We start from the raw sequence: 19,183 nt of genomic DNA on the forward strand, positions 1-19,183 counted from the left end.
CATGTTATAAAAAATGATATGTGATGTATTTGTCAGTAAATCTGCGGCTGGAAACCCATGTGGTGTCGTCGAGCTTGAGCAATGGTTAAATGAAGATGAATTAGTTAAAATTACTAGAAATTTAAATCAGCCAATTACTGCTTTTGTGGTAAATACACTAGGTGATTATAATATCAGATGGTTTGCACTAGCTGGTGAAATTAATCTATGTGGACATGGTAGCTTGGCAGCCGGTGCTGTTATGCTTAACCGCTACATGTTGACTGAAATCACTTTTAATAGTGTGTATGGGAAAGTAACTATCTCTAAGCAAGGTAGTCTCTATAGCCTTATTTTACCGAGTTGGACTGCCAATTCACTACCTAATTATGAGGATGTGATTGAATCTTTCCCTGCAACTATAGATGTATTCTCAACTCGTGATTTAGTTGTTGTTCTACCTTCAGTTGAATCAGTAATTGACTATAGCCCAAACCTTGAAGAGATTGCGAAAATGAACAGCCATCATGCTTTGATGATAACTTCTCAAAATGGCGATAATAGTTATGTATTGAGGTACTTTGCTCCCAAAATTGGTATTGATGAAGATATTGCTACCGGGTCTGCACAATGTTCACTCGCTCCTTATTGGTTTGCTAAGCTTGGTAGAGATAATTTATTTGTAAATCAGCTCTCCCATGCTGGTGGGTATTTTGAAGTTGAGAGAATATCAGATGAATATATTAAAGTATTTGCCCAAGTATCGTTTCGTTGATTTTTACTCCATAATTATTTTCTAAATGTTTATTTCTATATGCAAAATAATCATATAAAATACCACCCCCATAAATAATCTTAAAAAATTCTGTAATTTATTTTAATGATACTTAAATTTATTGTAATGAATTTAAGTATGAAAAAAAACCTACATATATATAAATTATTCGACTGATGAAATAATTATTCTCCACCAATGTTATAAACAAAAATATTATTATCCATTAATTCTTACCTTAGATGACAATTTTATTTCTAATTTTTTACAAATATATGTAACTCATACCAGTTATAAAGTTTAAAGTTTTGTTTATAAAAAGTATCATTTGTAAAATTTAGGGAAAATAATTAATTTAATTGTTAGGTGGCTGCTGACTTTGATAGTCATGATGCAATCACCACCAGGAGATATACTTTGAATAATAAGACTATGCATTCGGTTAATTTTAATCTGAGCGCTCAAAAGGAATTGGAACAATCAGGGAATAAGTTCGACACAAGGGAAATGACGCATAATTTGCCACTCGATTTTATTCGCAAACCACATAGTCAAGATTTTATGGAGCAATACTCAAACCTGCTAGCAGAGCCTATGGTGTTAAGACTAGAGTGTTTATGTGCCGATCTAGATGTGAGTTTATCGACGTTAATACTCTCTATTTTTACTACTCTTATTAGCCGTAACAGCCATGATATGGAGATTTTGATTGCAGCATTAGTGCAGGAGAGAGACTTTTCAAACGAAGTAGAGCATAAAGGACAGGTTATTGGGGGGCGATTACACCAATGGGTAAAAGCATTTCCTGGCTTAAATATGTCTGCTCGAGGTCGTGGTATGGTTTGGGGACTTGAAATCCCAGAAAAGAATGTCGCAAAATTTGTGTCTAAGCAGTTGTTTGAAGAAAAATTGTTGTTAGAGTGCTGTGGTGCCAATGATAGTGTCTTAAAATTCTTGCCTCCTCTGACAATAGAAAGAGAGACACTGGTTCGCGGTTTGGATAGAGTTGAACAGGTATTCAAACAAATGTATTAAGTGTTAAAATCAACAGCTGTATAACGAATTAATAGAGCTTAGCTTTTAAGTTAAGCTCTTTTGAATGAATAGTTGAAAAGTAAATAATTTGAATAACCAAGATTTCCTAATTCCATCCAAAATCTGCTTATTAGAGCTGCCGAGCACGATTGAATTCAAATATAGTGGTTTTGATGTGAGTTCATATAGTCAAAGTTTGTTTCAACATTATGGAGTTGATATGCCGCAAAGCTTGCAAAGTGCGGTTGATAAGCGATGTGCTGAGTATCTTGCTGGGCGTATTGTTGCCCAGCAAGCGATAGCTCGGATAAATGGAACCAAGCCTCAAATTGGCACACATAAAGATCGCTCTCCTATATGGCCGAAAGGCTTGATTGGTTCAATAACACATTCAGATAGATTTGTGGCAGCGGCATTGGCTCAGCAGAAATATCATCAATTTCTTGGTATTGATTTTGAACATTGGGTCAAGGCTCAGTTAGCTGATGAACTTTCGGGGCAGATCCTTGATAAATATGAAAAACAGCTGCTTTCACAGAGCTCGATTTCATTTGAACAAGGCGTAACCTTGATCTTTTCTGCAAAAGAGAGTTTTTATAAAGCACTCTATCCGCATGTTAAAACATTCTTTGGTTTTGATGAAGCCAGGGTTAGCAGTATGGATGTTGCATCTGGACGCTTTACTATTGAGCTTTTGACGAGCTTTGGTGATGAATTTGATCAAGGTTGGGAAATTAAAGGTTATTTTAAGATGTTGCCTGATGGCATAGTAACGTATATATTCCACTAGTTGTGTATTTCTTGCGGTTAATTTAACAAATTCATAGTATTGCAAATGTGTACTGGTAACTGTTTTTTTATACAGTTTCTTGGTGTATCCTTTTTGCCTATTTTAGAAAGGGTAAATCGTATGGAATTGAACTATAAAGAAATTACGCCAAGTCCCGGAGAGTTCTGCGAACTACGTGTAAAAGCTGGATTATCAGCAAAGTCTCTTAAGGCTGCCACTATTGCTTTACCAAATAGCTTGTATGCCGTTTCAATCCGAGATGGTCAGTTACTTGTTGCAATGGGACGAGTCGTGGGCGATGGGGCTTGTAATTTTGAAGTCGTCGATGTGGCAGTTGACCCAGCTTATCAAGGCAATGGGCTTGGAAGAAAAGTAATGGGATGTATTGATGGTTATTTGGCTTCAGTAGCACTTGAAGGTTCATATGTGTCAATGATTGCTGATGAGCCTGAGTTTTATGAAAAATTGGGCTACAGGTTGGTCTCACCGTCTTGCCAAGGCATGACAAAAAAGTTTAAGCCAGTAGAGCAATAAATATGATTAAAAAGTGCAGTTATGATTTCTTACCTGCTATCGCAGGCCTTATGTGCATGCGACAAAGCACAATCAGACTCTGTATATTTCCGGACTGACAGCATTTGGTACAGATGCTCAGTGTGGAGGGGTAACTGAGCAAGCGATGGAAATTTTGTCTCAGATATCGCAAGTGCTTGATCATGAAGATTGTTCGAGGTCTGATCTAATAAAATTGACCATATTTGTTACGGACATAACCTTGTTATCGTTAATTCGAGAGCAGTTGTTTGAGTTTTACCAAGGGCAGCTACCCGCTTGCTCATTAGTCGAAGTGTCCGCATTAATTCACCCTGATTTAAAAATAGAAATCGAGGCAATTGCCGCGCTTAGTCACAAGCATGGAAACATATAGAAACTCTATTTTTAGTAACACGTTTAAAACTCAATATTACAGGATGTAAATTGATGGCAAAAAGGATAATTTTCATACATGGCCGTGCGCAAAAACCATCTAAAGAGGACTTACAGCAACTTTGGTATGAAGCGATTAATCATGGCTTATTCAGGGATTTTGGCCTCAAGGCAATGGAGCAGTTTCAATCGGTCAATAAAGACTTTGTTTATTACGGTGACCTATCCAATGATTTTTTACAACAGCCGATTGAACATGCCGCGATACGCAATGAATCACTAGAAAATCTAAAAAAGTACTCTAAGCATCAGTTTACTAAGGCTTCTTATCAGGATTTAACTCAAGCCGGTTTTTTCAAAGAAGCATTAGCTGATTTGTTTTCCGCACCACTTGGTAAGTTAGGCATCGCCACGTCTTTAATTAAACTTGTCGCTCCAGATATGGCTCACTATTGGAATTGTGATTCCTACTATGGCAGTGATGTCAGAAGTCGCTTAATGCCAGTGCTAAAACAAGCTTTAGACAGTGGGGATGAGATTATGCTTGTCGGGCACAGTTTAGGCTCTATGATTTGCTTTGACAATTTATGGAAGCTTTCACATTACGGCGAATATCGGCGTGTCTATGGCTCGCGTAAAAAAGTGAGTCTTTTTGTTACTTTGGGATCACCTCTGGCGGATGAGAATATCAAAAAACACCTGAAAGGAAGCCAGAACCAAGGGTATAAAAAATACCCAACCAACATCGTAAGGTGGTGTAACTTTGCTGCAGAAGACGACTTTATTTCACATGATAGCCGAGTAAGTAATGATTATGCAGAGATGTCTACATTTGGTTTGCTCAGCGCACCAATCGATGATTTTCATATCTACAACTTGGCTGTTAGAGAAGGACGTTCTAACCCTCATGCGTCTATAGGTTATTTGATCCATCCAGATTTTGTATCCCTAGTTCATGACTGGCTCAATCAATAATATAAAAGATTCTTTGCGCTTCGGTCGGTGATGAACCGCTGTGAAAAGTAAATAAGTTGCGATGTAGGTAAAAGTTTCTAATTCATAAGTTGTTCTATCACTTATATTTATAAACTATGTATTTGTCATTGGACGGCTATCACGTAAGTTATGTTGCAAGTTTGTTAACTCAAAAGGAAGCATAGTGAACTCACCGTTTAAAAAATATGTTTGTCTGTTATTTCTATTTCCCTGTTGTGCTTTTGCTAACGTCAATACCTCACCCTTGGTTTTGCAATCAGTTGATGAGCCCACGAACCAATCTACCGAAATTTGTTCGCATCACAATGTGGCCCTTGATCTTGTTACCGATGATTATGGCTCAGAAACAAGCTGGAGAATTAAAAATAGCCAAGGCCAGAGCCTGTTTACTGGCTCAGGTTACGGCAATAACCAGCGCTACCAACAGATCATGTGCTTAGAACCTGGGGACTACTCATTTGAGGTTCTTGACTCAGAGAATGATGGTATGTGTTGCCAATTCGGAGAAGGCTCTTACAGTCTAAGTTCTGACAGGCAGATATTAGCTTCTGGCGGTGCATTTTCTGGCTCTGTTGAACATGGCTTTGCTTTAGGGGAAAGAAACGATAACCGCAAAGGCTATTATCAATCTGCGCAGGGTAAATCTGGTTACGAGCTTAAAACTGCATTACATAACATCATTAAACATCACCAGCCTCAAGGTTATTCTGCGGTATGGCGTTTGGTGAAATCAACAGATATAGACCGTTATTACGAGAATGATGGCAGTATCCTCGATATCTATTCTGAAAATGTATCAGGGCCAGATTCGATTAATTATGTGGCTAGGGTTGATCAATGCGGTCAATACCGCCGTGAGGGTGATTGTTATAACCGCGAGCACTCTTTTCCTAAAAGCTGGTTTGGCGGTAAAGTTGCTCCGATGAACTCAGACGGTCATCACCTGTTTGCATCTGATGGCTATGTGAACTCCAAACGGGGAAATTGGCCATTTGGTGAAGTCGATACATCTAACTATCAATCCTCTAATGGCTCTAAACTTGGCTATGCTGCGAATGACTTGAATTATTCTGGGATTGTGTTTGAACCGATTGATGAATTCAAAGGTGATTTAGCTCGAGTATACTTCTATATGGCGACGCGCTATGAACACGAAATTGCCCATTGGGAAGGCAATACCAGTAGCTCAGATGCGGTGCTAAATGGTACTCAGGGTTCGGTTTTTGAACCTTGGGCTCTTGAGATGTTTAAGCGTTGGCATGCCAGTGATCCTGTTAATCAAAAAGAGCGAGATCGTAATGATGCGGTTTATCAATTTCAGAACAACCGCAACCCTTTTGTTGATCACCCAGAGTTTGTTCAGAGAATCTGGGGAAACTAGAATGCAGATTTTCTAAAAGTGCATGAGTATGCTGCGTTTAATTAATTTTTAGATGGAATTCCCTGATTAAATCATCTTGGGATTCCATCTGTTCAAATCCAAGCTTAGACAAAACGTTAATACTGGGTTTGTTCCATGTGTGAACTCCAGCCCAAATTTTTCCTTGGTAATCTCTATTGCGAATATACGCCAGTACCTCATTGCACATAGTTGTCGCATAGCCGCGACCTCTTTGAGTGGGCATAACCCAATACGCCAATGCAAAATCTTTATCACGGGGAGTTAGAGTAATTTGACCGATAAATGACAAATTTTCTTGGTGTCGACAGGTCCATACAAAACACTCACTGGTTTGCCAGTCCCTCAACCGTTTTGAGCACCATTGCTCCGCTTTGCCTAGCGTATTAATTTTTGAAAGTACTAAATCGGGATGGAAGGCTTTAGCATTGAAAGCATCAAATAAATGCTCAGCATCATCGACTGAAATAGGCATAAAAATCAGGCCAGAAGGGGTGATTATATTGCTTTGGTTTGCAGGATCTGAAAATTCAAAAATCATATGAAAACATTACTATCGTTAGTGTTCTAATTATTATTTTTTGGTGTGTCAAACAAGATGTTTAAAGTGTTAATCTGTAATTAGCTTATATCCTCACTATTATTTACCCAAATATCAAGTGTTTTTAAATAAATCACAAGAAAATGTAATTGTATAGATATAATTCCCCCAATATTTATATGAACTGAGAATGGGCCCATGTTTCACTTTTGTAAAAATTAGTTTGAACACTAACTAATTTTCTGGCATGTTATTTTTAATTGAACGTTCAATTAAAAAAGGAAGATGGTTAATGCCGAAGGTAGGGATGCCTGATATTAGAAAACCTCAGTTGGTGAATGCGACCATGTCTGTGATAGATAGAGTTGGCTTACACGCTGCAAGTGTTGCTTTAATTAGTAAGGAAGCGGGCGTATCGACGGGCATTATTAATCACTACTTCGGGGGCAAACAAGGCTTACTGCAGGAGACGATGAGAGAAGTGCTACGCCAGCTTTCTTACACGGTGAAATCACGTCTTAGTCAATTACCCAAAAACGCACATCACCAAAGAATTAATGCCATTATCGATGGCAATTTCGTTGGTTATCAGGCTGAGAACAAAGTGGCAAAAACTTGGCTGGCTTTTTGGTGTTACTCCATCCATAACCCTCAGCTTAAGCGGCTTCAGCGAGTCAACGAAAAGCGTTTGCTATCTCATCTTAAAGCGGAGTTGAAAGCCTTGTTTGAAAATGAACAGGCAGAAATTGTTGCTCATGGTATTGCGGCTCTTATTGACGGTATTTGGTTGAGAGGAACACTAAATCCGTGCGGTATTGATGCCAGCAGAGCTCGGCTGATTATTAATGATTATTTAGATAACCAACTGAATCTTTACTCAAGAAAATAACGAAAAGTGTAAATAGACATGAAATCTCAATATATCGATGGACAGGCATGTGATGCGACATCAGGTGAAACCTTTATCACCAATAACCCTGCAAATGGAGAGCCATTAGCCGAAATAGGTCAAACAAGTATCGACGACTTACACTCGGCAATTAAGTCGGCAAAAAAAGGCTTTCAAGTATGGTCGGCGATGGCGCCAGTTGAACGCAGCAGAATTTTGCTAAAGGCGGTTGATATTCTGCGTCAGCGTAATGATGAGTTAGCTGCATTGGAAGTTGCCGATACGGGAAAGCCTCTACAAGAAGCGATTGAGGTTGATATTGTGACAGGTACGGATGTGATTGAGTATTACGCCGGACTTGCCGTTGGTATGCAGGGTGAGCAACAGCCTTTGAGTGAAAGCCAATTTTTCTATACCCGACGTGAGCCATTAGGGGTATGCGCAGGTATTGGTGCTTGGAATTATCCGATTCAAATTGCGATGTGGAAATCAGCACCTGCTTTGGCGGCGGGTAATGCGATGATCTTTAAGCCATCTGAGGAAACGCCACTTTCAGTGCTAAAGCTGGCAGAAATTTATACTCAAGCAGGGCTACCCGATGGTGTATTTAATGTGGTGCAAGGTGATTATCGAGTTGGACAAATGCTTACAGCTCATCCAGACATTGCCAAAGTATCATTTACTGGTGAATCAAGTACGGGTAAGGCCGTTATGGCTGATAGTGCCGCGACACTTAAGCAAGTGACCATGGAACTTGGCGGTAAATCACCCATGGTTATTTTTGACGATGCAAAATTGGATGATGCGGTATCCGCTGCCATGGTGGCTAACTTTTATACTCAAGGTGAAGTGTGTACCCATGGAACAAGACTTTATGTCCATGAATCGCTGTATGACGCTTTCTTGAGTCAGTTAAAGCAAAGAGCGGAGAAGCTTATTGTTGGCGATCCTATGGATATGGATACTCAAGTTGGTTCGTTAATCTCTCGGCAGCATCTAGATAAAGTTTTAGAGGCAATCGAGATTGCCAAGCAAAGTGGTGCCAAGCTTCTGACTGGTGGATATCAAGTTACAGACAATGGCTTAGCGAAAGGTAATTTTGTCGCCCCTACGGTCTTTTTTGATTGTTTAGATGATATGCCACATGTTAAAAATGAAATCTTTGGCCCTGTGATGTCAGTACTTAAGTTTTCAGATGAGCAAGACGTTATTCAAAGAGCGAACGACACTGACTATGGCTTAGCGGCTGGTGTATTTACCCAAGACTTGGCTAAAGCACACAGAGTTATTCACCAGCTAGAAGCTGGGATCTGCTGGGTTAATACTTGGGGTGACTCACCGGCTCAAATGCCAGTCGGCGGATACAAACATTCGGGTCTTGGTCGAGAAAATGGGCCAGAAACCTTGCGCCATTATACTCAGACTAAAAGCATATTGGTCGAACTTGGTTCATATGAAAGTCCTTATGCCTAGGTAAATGCTATCTGAGAGGTAATTATGAAACAGAGCTACGATTATATCATCATTGGCGCTGGCTCGGCAGGGTGCGTGCTAGCAGATAGACTTTCAGAAAGTGGTCAACATCAGGTATTACTTATAGAAGCGGGCGGTAGTGATAAAAGCATTTTTATCCAAATGCCAACGGCGTTGTCGTATCCGATGAATACGGAAAAGTATGCGTGGCAGTTCGAAACGGTTGCTGAACAAAGCTTAGATGGCCGCAAACTGCATTGTCCACGAGGAAAGGTACTGGGTGGCAGCTCTTCTATTAACGGTATGGTGTATGTGAGAGGCCATGCTTGTGATTTTGATCAATGGGAAGAACATGGTGCAAAAGGTTGGAATTACCAATCTTGCTTACCTTATTTCAGGCGCGCAGAAACATGGGTAGGAGGCGAAGATGACTACCGAGGAGGCGTAGGCCCATTAGGAACATGCAGTGGTAACAACATGACGCTCAACCCATTGTATGAAGCGTTTATTAAAGCGGGGGAAGATGCGGGTTACCCAACCACTTCAGATTATAACGGTTATCAGCAAGAAGGCTTTGGCACTATGCATATGACGGTTGATAATGGAGTAAGGGCATCAACCTCTAACGCCTACTTAAGGCGTGCCTTGGAGCGCTCTAATTTGACGCTATTAAAAGGTGTTCAGGTACATAAGGTATTGCTAGAAAATAAAAAGGCGATAGGTGTTGAGCTTGAACGCAGGGGTAAGACCTTGCAATACTTTGCGAATAAAGAAGTCATACTTAGTTCAGGTTCAGTCGGTTCTGTTCAGCTTTTGCAACACTCAGGCATAGGTCCAGCGGCCGTGCTTGAAAAAGCAGGGGTACAGGTTGAGCATGATTTACCTGGTGTTGGTGAGAACCTTCAGGATCACCTTGAAGTCTATTTTCAGTATCGATGTAACCAACCTATTACGCTTAACAGTAAACTTGGTTTAATCAGCAAGGGTATGATTGGTGCTGAGTGGATTTTGACGCGCAAAGGCTTAGGTGCGACGAATCATTTTGAGTCATGCGCGTTTATCCGCTCGCGTAAAGGTCTTAAATGGCCCAATATCCAATACCATTTTCTACCTGCCGCTATGCGCTACGATGGTCAAGTTGCTTTTGATGGGCATGGTTTTCAGGTGCATGTTGGCCCAAATAAGCCTCAAAGTCGGGGTCGTATAACGATTACGTCAAACAATCCCAAAGATAAACCAGAGATTGAGTTTAACTATATTTCTACCGAGCAAGACCGCCAAGATTGGCGAGATTGTATACGCCTAACACGTGAAATTTTAGGCCAACCTGCGATGGATAAATATAGAGGCCATGAAATTCAGCCCGGCGAACACATCACCAGTGATCAAGCTATCGATGAATGGGTGAAGCAAAATGTCGAAAGTGCGTATCATCCATCTTGCACTTGTAAAATGGGGGCTGACGATGATCCTATGGCGGTTTTAGACTCACAATGCCAAGTTCGCGGTATTGAAGGGTTAAGAGTGGTTGATTCCTCTATTTTTCCAACGATTCCCAACGGCAACCTTAATGCGCCAACTATCATGGTGGCTGAGCGTGCCGCTGATTTAATTTTGGGTCAGCCTTTGATAACAAGTAAGGAGCTACCTGTATGGATAGCGCCTGATTGGGAAGAACAACAAAGAATAAATGCCCCTAAGCGAGAGGTACAACCTCATGTTTGAGGGGATTAATAATGATAAGGAAACCATTATGACTATGCTAAAAAAGTCGCTGGCGATGATTGCTCTAAGTGTCACCACAGTCAGTTCTTATGCTAATCAATGTTCTACAGTTCGATTTGCTGATGTAGGCTGGACCGACATTACTGCAACGACAGCGGTTGCCAGTGAGTTACTCAAAGGGATGGGGTATAAAACTAGGACGGATTTACTTTCTGTGCCAGTGACATACTCCTCTCTAGCTAATGGTGATATTGATGTGTTTTTGGGTAACTGGATGCCCACTATGGAAGCAGATATTGCCAAATATCGCCAAGCAGGAACCGTCGAAACGGTAAGAGCCAACCTTGAAGGGGCAAAGTATACCTTGGCGGTTCCTAAATATGTTTATGAGGCTGGTATTACAAGCTTTTCTGATCTGATGAAAAATGCTAGCAAGTTCAAAGGCCGAATTTATGGTATTGAACCGGGTAACGATGGCAACCGACTGATTCAGTCGATGATAGACAAGGATGCGTTCGGCCTTAAAGACTTTAACCTCGTCGAGTCGAGTGAAGCGGGTATGGTGTCACAGGTGGCTCGTGCGGTTCGACGAAATCAGTGGATCGTCTATTTAGGTTGGGCTCCTCACCCGATGAATCAAACCGTTGAGATGGAGTATCTTACAGGGGGGGATGATTTTTTTGGTCCTAATTACGGTGGGGCGAATATCTATACTAACGTCAGATCTAACTACCTCGATGAATGCAAAAATGTTGGTCAGCTACTCAAAAATCTTGAGTTCAATCTCGAAATGGAAAGCGCGTTAATGGAAGACATACTCAATAAAAAAATGCAACCTTCTAAAGCAGCTCAGCAATGGCTTAAAAACAATCCTAACCAACTGAATCAGTGGCTAAATGGTGTACAAACTCTCTCAGGTGAAGATGCTATCAAGGCGGTGGCTGATTACATAAATACTAACGCATAAGGTTATTTGGCGGGCTTGGTTGCCCGCTCCACAAAATAAGGCTGTATTGTGAATTTTATTACAAACAACAAAATCCCTTTTGGTCAATGGATGGAACAAGGCGTTGATTGGTTAACGATTAACGCTGCTGGATTCTTCGACGCCATTTCTATTTTTCTTGAAACTGTCATTTTATCTGTTGTCGACATATTTAAATGGATGCCGCCAGAAGTCCCCATCATAGCTACTGCTGCCATTGCTTGGTATTTGCATAGAAGTATTCCGCTGGTTTTATTTGTGGTTTCTGCCTTGTTAATGATTTTAAACCTTGGCTATTGGCAGGAAATGCTAGAGACCTTTGTATTAGTGTTTGCTGCGACGACGATGTCAGTGTTGATTGGTGTTCCAGTAGGAGTTATGGCGGCTCATAGGCCGTGGCTATACAGCTTACTAAGGCCAATCCTCGATTTAATGCAGACTGTTCCGACATTTGTGTATTTGATTCCAACATTGGTTTTATTTGGTTTAGGTATTGTTCCTGGGCTGATATCAACGGTTATTTTCGCTATTGCCGCGCCAATCCGTTTAACCTATTTGGGGATCACAAAAGTCCCAGAAGAACTCATAGAAGCAGGGCAAGCATTTGGCGCTAGTAAAAGAAAGTTGTTGTTTAAAGTTGAATTGCCAGCTGCCATGCCGAGTATTATGGCCGGTGTCACCCAATGTATCATGCTGTCACTATCTATGGTGGTTATCGCTGCATTAGTAGGGGCTGATGGACTCGGTAAACCTGTCGTACGAGCACTCAATACAGTCAACATTTCCCAAGGATTTGAAGCGGGGCTGGCGATTGTGCTAGTGGCAATAATTCTCGATCGTTTGTGTAAATCACCTAATCAAAAGGAAGTGTAATCATGGATGCCATTTCGATTCAAAACCTTGATGTGGTGTTTGGTGAGCAATCACAGAAGGCATTATCATTGCTAGATGAAGGCAAAACACGCCAAGAGATCATTGAACAAACTGGGCAAGTGGTGGGGGTAGATAACGTCACCATGAGTGTTAAAGAAGGTGAAATCTGCGTGTTGATGGGGCTATCTGGCTCAGGTAAATCGAGTTTACTTCGCGCTGTCAATGGGTTAAACCCTATTACTCGCGGCTCTTTACAAGTTAAAGATGGCAATAGCCAAGTCGAGTTATCTTCATGTGATTCAAATACCTTGCGCGATCTTCGCACTCATAGAGTGTCGATGGTTTTTCAAAAATTTGCTTTAATGCCTTGGCTGACAGTACTGGATAATGTCGCTTTTGGGCTTGAGATGCTTGGCATGCCTAAAGCTCAAAGGCGTGATAAAGCGCGCGAGCAATTAGCCATGGTCGAGCTTTCTGAATGGGCGAATAAGTATCCTCATGAGCTGTCTGGAGGTATGCAGCAAAGAGTCGGATTAGCAAGAGCTTTTGCGATGGATACTGATATTTTATTAATGGACGAACCCTTTTCAGCTCTTGATCCATTAATTCGAGCTCAACTGCAAGATGAACTTATTTCCTTGCAGAAAAAACTCAACAAAACCATTTTGTTTGTTAGCCACGATCTCGATGAAGCGCTCAAAATTGGTAACAATATTGCCATTATGGAGTCGGGTAAATTGATTCAGCATGGCAAGCCGGAAGAGATAGTCTTAGCGCCTGAAAATGATTATGTTAAAGATTTTGTGGCGCATACTAATCCACTTAACGTACTTAAAGGTCGCTCGTTAATGCAACCAGTGAGTGAATTAGAGCGAGAAGCGGCGAGAATGCAAATTTGCCCAATACAAAAGGTATGGGTAGAAGCACGTGATAGCCAGCTTTATCTAGATGATAAAACGTCTCTCAGGTTAATAGATTGGCGAGATGAGAGAGTAAAATTAGACGATATTTCAAAACAAAGTGTAGTGATTGCCAGCCCAGATATTGGTATGCGAGAAGCGATTAAGTTAAAGCAGCTCAGTGGGCAACCAATTTTGTTGGTCGAAGGCGGGGAGTTAGTTGGCGTGCTTGATGACAACGATTTTTATTCTGGTTTACTCGGCAAACATAGCTATAAAGCGGCATGATGATAGCGCCAGCGCTTCAAGCTTGGCGCTGGTTTTCTTGCAAACCGCACGTTAATTTTCTCATCTGTTGCGATGTATAAAACTATTCGTTTTGATAAAGTGGTCGATTTGTTTTGGCACAACAGAGTTATATATCATGCTGGTGTGCGCGCTGCGCATTTCGATATGATCAGTCATCCCTTCGATTTTGGTTTCTTCCACTGTGACAGTGCCATCCGAAAGAGTATTATCTCCCATCATTAATAAGCTTCGTGCACCTATTGCCAGTGTACCTGCAATACTACCAAGTTTTTGTGGATGCAGCCAGTTATCTTCATGCTGCTTAAGGCCAAATTCAGGTGCATTGCCCAGCACCGCCCCCATGCCTAAATCTTGAATTCGATTGACAATCGAAGCGCCTTGCAGCGGTGACCCTACAGCAACAATGTGGGAAATACAGCTAGGGGTTGGCGTGCGTGAAGTAAGGTAATGTTTGATAATAAGGCCGCCAAGGCTATGCCCGACCAATACATTGGTTTGGGAGGGCGACAAGGCATGGTCAATCACCTCGAACACCTTGTTTTCATCTATCGCTAGACTGTTGTAGCTAACCGTTTTTGTATCATAACCGTATGAACGCAGCTTTTGACTAAGCGGCTTCATGACTAAGCCATGCATATAAAGTCCATGAAGAATAACAATGTTCATTGGTGCCCTTATTTATAAAAGCCTAGGTCCATTGTGCCAATTCTGACCCAGTTGATCCAGCATGGATATCACAGCGGTTTCATTGCTTGTCTAGATACTATTTGGATCAATGTGTTTTTGTATAATTTTGAGTTAGGTTTTTATTGAATTGGAAGCGATTGTATCGAAAAAATGTTCAGCTCGATTTTCTAGGCTGATAATGGATGTCACTGTGAACTAGAGTCTAGAAATTTACGTAGAAAAAGGACAACGTAATAAAGGTATCTAAAAATGTTCTCATTTTTCAAACGTAATCCAGTTATAAAGCTTACAAAACGCCACTCAATGTTGTTAGAACAAGCAATGCATGCTCAACGCAGAGGTGATATTCGGACTTACTCGCAGCTTACAGCAGAGGCTGAAGAGTTGTATATAAAGATAAAGAGCTTAGCGTCTACATAAATCCCATTACGTTGAGGTTGTAGCAGTTCTGCTAGGTAATGATATGAGTTAAATCGTGAACTAAAGCATTACAGCAATATTGCATGCATCTAGCGGTGTAGATTACTTCAAAAATAGAGTGCAAAGCCTCGGTACTAAATAATGGTAAGAAAGCCATGGTGTAAAACGCGTGCCATGGCTAATTGATTTAATGTATTACCTGATGGACATTAATTTACTGGTCTCCAAACACCCCAAATATTGTTGTTGTAGGTCTCTTCTGGGTCTTCTCCTCCTTGAACCCACCATTGCGCTTGCCATTTGCGTAAGTGACAATTTCTCCACCAATGTATGTTTTTGAACGGTTCCAACTGTCACCTGAACTTATTGCCAGCGGTGGAGTAGTATCAACAACATTTGCAATAACTTCGAAGGTAAAGGTTTCAACTTGGCTGCTGTTTGTGTCTCTAGCAGAGAAAGTTAAAGTTTCATTTTGAGTAATAGAGTTGGTGTTGACGATGATAGAAGAAGATCCATTGTTTTCTATCTGGGTAGGAGAGCCCTGGATTTGAGTGAGCGTTGCATTGTCGTCCATGATTATTACGACTTTATCGCCAGCCTTGATGACGTTGTCACTTTTCGATAGTTCATAAAGTTGGCCTGATACCTTATGGGTACTGTTGTTGTCACTTCGAGAAACACTTATTAGCCCTGAAGTTTGACTGTCTTTGGCGTTAAAGAAATTTCGGGCTGAATCATTTTGAAAGAACATGTAATGCTGCATCTCCTCATGCCAATCACCAATAAAAACAGAGCCATTATGATAGGTATCGTGCCAACCGTTGACTTCAGCAGCAAGAAGGCGCTCCCAAGCGTTTATATTAGCTGAGTTCACACTAATATCGAAACTGCGTGTCACCTCACCACTTCTATCAATGATGTCATATTTTACAGTGTCTCCAATTTCTGGGGCTTGGAAACCATCGGGTATAAAAGAAGCAATGCGGCTTAAATCTTTCTGTGGGACATGCTCATTAGGCGGTGTATCTGTATTAGCATTTTTAATTGTAATGTCCGAGCAGTTATAGAATCCTTCACCGCCGTCATCAACACGTTGCCAGCGTACAAAGAGTATGGCATCACCGGAACGATCCGATGGAATAGTGACATTGATGCGATATTTTTTCTCGTCGTCAGCGGTTATATTTCCCTCTGTTTGTATTAACTCTAGATCCTCCCACGCAAGGCGCTTAGAAAGATCTGCGTTTGACTTGGTCAGGTATAACTCCCAGAAGGAAGGATTGTGAGATACTGTTGCGTGAAATACGTACTCGAATGTACCAGTATTTATTTCAGTCCGTGTCCAAGCAGGGTGTGGGGTTCCAACGCCACTTTTTTGTTGGTCATTAGCGTAGCACAAGGTGCCATTTGGAATTGCTTCTCTTACCGCAGCATCGTTTCTATAATCTCTAACGTTTTTTGAGTATTCATTTTGTTGAACGAACTGATACTGGCTAGAACGACCTTCGCTAGTCATCACTTCCATGGCGTTTGCGCAAGCTGCATTGGGTGGGCTCCCCGACCATAATCCTCCTTGTTCATGACAGATGGCTTGCCGAGCTTTGGGGAACTCGGACCAACCATGAGCAAAGACATGAATTGGTAAAAAAGATAATAGTGATGCGCCTATTGTAAGTCTTGAAATATGTTTGCTTGGTGCCATTTCCTTATATCCCATTCTAATTTAAAAGTGATTATTTGGTTGTGTTTAACCTTTTAAATAGAGTGGCATTGCTATATTCACTTCTATCAAAAGGGAGGGGTAGCTAAGGTAATTGAAGCATTTTATTTGAAAAGCCACTTAATTAAATAAGTGAATTAATGTCGCAATTAATGAAATAATTACAAACTTGACGTGATTATTTCTTCGCTAGTTAAGTCTTTGTATATAAAGGTTTTTTATTTTAATCTCTACTGTTTTTTAATAATAAAATTCAAATCATGATGTAAAATAAAACTATTAGATTTGGTTAATTCTAAATTAAGTAAATATTAATTTACGAAGTTATTTAAATGAAATACTTTAAATAAAGAGTGACTTCATTTAAATATCACTCTTTCTATATGCATATCAAAATAATAAAAAGGAGTACCTATGAAAACAAAACATATACTGTCTTCCCTTATTCCAGTCGTTACCGTTGCTGCGTTATACTCTTCTCAGGTTTACGCTGTTTATAATGGGATAGAAGTGAACCCTCAAGATGAATCTTATATGGTGTACTTAGCCACTGCCTCTGGTGGAACTACGTGTAGTGGGGCGCTTATTGCTCCAAATACTGTTTTAACCGCAGCATATTGCGCTGTCGATAATATGGATGCTCATTTTTTATACTCTGTGGATAATGATGGAACGAAAAATGGTGAAAGCAAAAAGGTAGTTAAACATTACTTTGCTAATGACTTATACACTTTTGACGAGCCAGGCCAGTACTACGATATCGCAATTTTGGAACTTGAAGGTACTCCTAATAATGTTGAGTTTCTTCCAGTTGCAGCAGGCGAAATTCCACTGGATGCTAAAGTCTACCCACTGGGTTATTCTTCTGGTCAATTAAAAAAAATGCCCATCCCTGCGAAAGTAGCCGCCAAAGAAAACTCTAAGGCTTATTATATAGAGGCTTTTTTCTCTGAATGCCCTAACTCGCCACATTATTCAAATGTTTACTACAACCAACCAAGTACAAATGGCGATCAGGCTAGGTGTAACTATTTGGAGTGGGCTTTTGAAAACCGAAGAGAACCGATAAGCCAAACACAATACACTATCAGTGTTGAGAATCCATCTCTTCCCTCCTCACATCCTCAGTATTCACAAGACGAAAGTAGCGGTTTTGTCACTAAGTATGGAGCGACTCGAGGTGATGGCGGAAGTCCTCTTATATTTGATGGAAAAATTTATGGGGTAGCCAGTACGGTCACTAACATTTACTCGGCACGACATAATGTGGCAACTTTCTATGAAGGCTTGGGCCGTGAGGGAGCTTTTAATTGGATTGTAGAAACAGTTAAAGATATTCAGACCCGTGTGGTACCTAATCACTTAACATCAGAAGAAGAGCCTACACATAGAGAGATAATTTTTCCTGATAACTTAACATCGGCAGAAACGGATACAAACATAGCAATTGTATTTCCTAACAATTAACTGATAAGCCATTTAAAGGAATTTGGAGACACGCTTGTGAGTATTTCAAGTATCTATGGAGTGTGTCCTCATAACCATTAGCCTAATCACACTATAGCGAGAGCAGTGCCGCTGAATAACTCCATCGGCACTGCTATTTTTGGAAAGTTTTAGACTATTGAAATAACCCTTTAAAAGATTGATCCTGACCTATTGATATCAACATAGAACTCAGTGAAGCAAGCATTGCTTCGTGTACAAAGTTGCCCATACTAATGCGTTTTACGCCGAGGTTTTTGAGTTCTGAAAAAGTAGGCAGATTTGGAACAGACATTACATTGATTGGAAGTACTGTACTTGCAACCACTGACTGTATATCGCTGGAGGTGTTGATGCATGGTAGAAAAATTCCATCAGCACCTGCTAGTTGATATTTTCGGATTCTATCAATGCTCTCTTCGAGCGGGTGTGTGACATTGAGTAGATAGGCGTCACTCCTCACGTTAATGAAGACTTCAATATTTTTATCGCTAAGTCGCTTTCGGGTTTTTTCTAGTATTTTTGCAAATAAGATTCCATCACGAAGTTCTCTTTCTCCTTTTACAACAATGCTGTCTTCAATATTTATCCCTACAGCCCCAACCTTGACCAGTTCGATGATATTATCCGCTATAGCCTCCGGCGTATGTCCGTAACCAGATTCAATATCAACAGTTAAAGGTAAGGTCGTTGATTTACTAATTATCTCTACAATCGATAATAGGCTCTCAAAGCAAATATTTTCTCCGTCTTCCTTACCTAGATTTTTTGCTATCGCTGCGCTGGAGGTGCCAATCGCTGAAAACCCGCTGTTCTGGGCGATTGTCGCACTCGCAACATCCCAAACATTACAAATAACCAACGGATTTTCCATATTATGCATACTCTTAAACATTTTATGCCTTCCTTATATTTAGTGGACTTGATGACTTCAGGAGTATGCTAGCAATAGTGCAGTCGCAGAGTTCGCCACTTTCGGAATTGAATGATAGTGGTATTAATGAAAAACCTATTGGTTTTTGTTTTGTTTCTATGGGGGGATCGTTTAGCATTAGTGTTAGCTATTAACGATAACCATCTTGGTTTTGGACAAAAGCCATTTAGGAAAGATGAAAGGTTAGCAAATAATGGATAACTAGAAGGGCTCTTCTCCGCTTAGATGAGTCTATAAACTAACAATAAAACCGCTAACACATTGATTTACAATCGCTTCCCACCTTATATATCAGTGTTGTAGTTTGTCGTTATTATCTTCCGCTCTATTTAACTTTAAAGG

The 19,183-nt window shown here is 40.5% G+C and carries 18 protein-coding genes and 2 pseudogenes; 16 read left to right on the forward strand and 4 right to left on the reverse strand.

Annotated features, from left to right (window positions below; translation table 11 throughout):
- Positions 1 to 13 precede the first annotated feature (13 nt).
- The 7 genes and pseudogenes from KO511_RS12405 (at position 14) to KO511_RS12435 (ending at position 5,883) form a co-directional block, all read left to right on the forward strand.
- Positions 14 to 754, forward strand: coding sequence for a PhzF family phenazine biosynthesis protein (locus KO511_RS12405; protein ID WP_215987733.1), 741 nt, complete (start codon positions 14 to 16; stop codon positions 752 to 754).
- 417 nt (positions 755 to 1,171) lie between these two features.
- On the forward strand, positions 1,172 to 1,789 hold the full coding sequence (locus KO511_RS12410; protein WP_215987734.1) for a hypothetical protein: 618 nt from the start codon (positions 1,172 to 1,174) through the stop codon (positions 1,787 to 1,789).
- A 220-nt stretch (positions 1,790 to 2,009) separates the two neighbouring features.
- Positions 2,010 to 2,579, forward strand: a complete 570-nt coding sequence (locus tag KO511_RS12415) for a 4'-phosphopantetheinyl transferase family protein (RefSeq protein WP_215987735.1) — start codon at positions 2,010 to 2,012, stop codon at positions 2,577 to 2,579.
- Positions 2,580 to 2,699: 120 nt separating this feature from the next.
- On the forward strand, positions 2,700 to 3,113 hold the full coding sequence (locus KO511_RS12420; RefSeq protein WP_215987736.1) for a GNAT family N-acetyltransferase: 414 nt from the start codon (positions 2,700 to 2,702) through the stop codon (positions 3,111 to 3,113).
- A gap of 2 nt (positions 3,114 to 3,115) precedes the next feature.
- Positions 3,116 to 3,507, forward strand: a pseudogene (locus KO511_RS12425) (RidA family protein).
- Between the two features lie 53 nt (positions 3,508 to 3,560).
- On the forward strand, positions 3,561 to 4,481 hold the full coding sequence (locus KO511_RS12430; RefSeq protein ID WP_215987737.1) for a hypothetical protein: 921 nt from the start codon (positions 3,561 to 3,563) through the stop codon (positions 4,479 to 4,481).
- A gap of 184 nt (positions 4,482 to 4,665) precedes the next feature.
- A complete protein-coding gene (locus KO511_RS12435) occupies positions 4,666 to 5,883 on the forward strand; it encodes an HNH endonuclease signature motif containing protein (RefSeq protein ID WP_436840224.1) in 1,218 nt (405 codons plus the stop codon).
- A gap of 37 nt (positions 5,884 to 5,920) precedes the next feature.
- Here the strand turns inward: KO511_RS12435 and KO511_RS12440 are convergent, their stop codons facing one another.
- Complete coding sequence (locus tag KO511_RS12440) at positions 5,921 to 6,442, reverse strand: GNAT family N-acetyltransferase (protein WP_215987738.1); 522 nt, start codon at positions 6,440 to 6,442, stop codon at positions 5,921 to 5,923.
- 292 nt (positions 6,443 to 6,734) lie between these two features.
- Here KO511_RS12440 and betI point away from each other — a divergent pair, with 292 nt between their 5' ends.
- Genes betI through choV form a run of 6 tightly spaced genes read left to right on the forward strand, consistent with a single transcriptional unit; the run spans position 6,735 to position 13,574 of the window.
- Complete coding sequence (gene betI, locus KO511_RS12445) at positions 6,735 to 7,331, forward strand: transcriptional regulator BetI (RefSeq protein WP_215987739.1); 597 nt, start codon at positions 6,735 to 6,737, stop codon at positions 7,329 to 7,331.
- A 12-nt stretch (positions 7,332 to 7,343) separates the two neighbouring features.
- Positions 7,344 to 8,804 (forward strand): betaine-aldehyde dehydrogenase, encoded by a 1,461-nt coding sequence (gene betB, locus KO511_RS12450; RefSeq protein WP_215987757.1) that lies wholly within the window; start codon positions 7,344 to 7,346, stop codon positions 8,802 to 8,804.
- A 24-nt stretch (positions 8,805 to 8,828) separates the two neighbouring features.
- Entirely contained in the window at positions 8,829 to 10,529 is a 1,701-nt protein-coding gene (gene betA / locus KO511_RS12455) for a choline dehydrogenase (RefSeq protein WP_215987740.1), read from the forward strand.
- A gap of 28 nt (positions 10,530 to 10,557) precedes the next feature.
- Positions 10,558 to 11,496 (forward strand): choline ABC transporter substrate-binding protein, encoded by a 939-nt coding sequence (locus KO511_RS12460; RefSeq protein ID WP_215987741.1) that lies wholly within the window; start codon positions 10,558 to 10,560, stop codon positions 11,494 to 11,496.
- Between the two features lie 48 nt (positions 11,497 to 11,544).
- Complete coding sequence (gene choW, locus KO511_RS12465) at positions 11,545 to 12,387, forward strand: choline ABC transporter permease subunit (RefSeq protein WP_215987742.1); 843 nt, start codon at positions 11,545 to 11,547, stop codon at positions 12,385 to 12,387.
- Positions 12,388 to 12,389: 2 nt separating this feature from the next.
- On the forward strand, positions 12,390 to 13,574 hold the full coding sequence (gene choV, locus KO511_RS12470; protein ID WP_215987743.1) for a choline ABC transporter ATP-binding protein: 1,185 nt from the start codon (positions 12,390 to 12,392) through the stop codon (positions 13,572 to 13,574).
- A gap of 60 nt (positions 13,575 to 13,634) precedes the next feature.
- Here the strand turns inward: choV and KO511_RS12475 are convergent, their stop codons facing one another.
- On the reverse strand, positions 13,635 to 14,261 hold the full coding sequence (locus tag KO511_RS12475; protein ID WP_215987744.1) for a lipase family alpha/beta hydrolase: 627 nt from the start codon (positions 14,259 to 14,261) through the stop codon (positions 13,635 to 13,637).
- Positions 14,262 to 14,531: 270 nt separating this feature from the next.
- Between KO511_RS12475 and KO511_RS12480 the strand changes: the two genes are divergently transcribed.
- A complete protein-coding gene (locus KO511_RS12480; RefSeq protein WP_215987745.1) occupies positions 14,532 to 14,702 on the forward strand; it encodes a DUF6435 family protein in 171 nt (56 codons plus the stop codon).
- A 209-nt stretch (positions 14,703 to 14,911) separates the two neighbouring features.
- Here KO511_RS12480 and KO511_RS12485 read toward each other — a convergent pair.
- Positions 14,912 to 16,404, reverse strand: a pseudogene (locus tag KO511_RS12485) (lytic polysaccharide monooxygenase).
- 432 nt (positions 16,405 to 16,836) lie between these two features.
- Here KO511_RS12485 and KO511_RS12490 point away from each other — a divergent pair.
- Positions 16,837 to 17,889, forward strand: coding sequence for a trypsin-like serine protease (locus KO511_RS12490; RefSeq protein ID WP_215987746.1), 1,053 nt, complete (start codon positions 16,837 to 16,839; stop codon positions 17,887 to 17,889).
- A 154-nt stretch (positions 17,890 to 18,043) separates the two neighbouring features.
- On the opposite strand, the gene KO511_RS12495 is transcribed toward KO511_RS12490, so the two are convergent.
- Entirely contained in the window at positions 18,044 to 18,802 is a 759-nt protein-coding gene (locus KO511_RS12495) for an isocitrate lyase/PEP mutase family protein (protein WP_215987747.1), read from the reverse strand.
- Positions 18,803 to 18,907: 105 nt separating this feature from the next.
- Between KO511_RS12495 and KO511_RS22450 the strand changes: the two genes are divergently transcribed.
- The gene (locus tag KO511_RS22450; protein ID WP_289847789.1) at positions 18,908 to 19,042 is read left to right on the forward strand and encodes a hypothetical protein; all 135 of its coding nucleotides are present in this window, start codon (positions 18,908 to 18,910) and stop codon (positions 19,040 to 19,042) included.
- Positions 19,043 to 19,183 lie beyond the last annotated feature (141 nt).

The sequence above is a fragment of the Vibrio hepatarius genome (assembly GCF_018860525.1).
Taxonomy (GTDB): Bacteria; Pseudomonadota; Gammaproteobacteria; order Enterobacterales; family Vibrionaceae; genus Vibrio; species Vibrio hepatarius_B.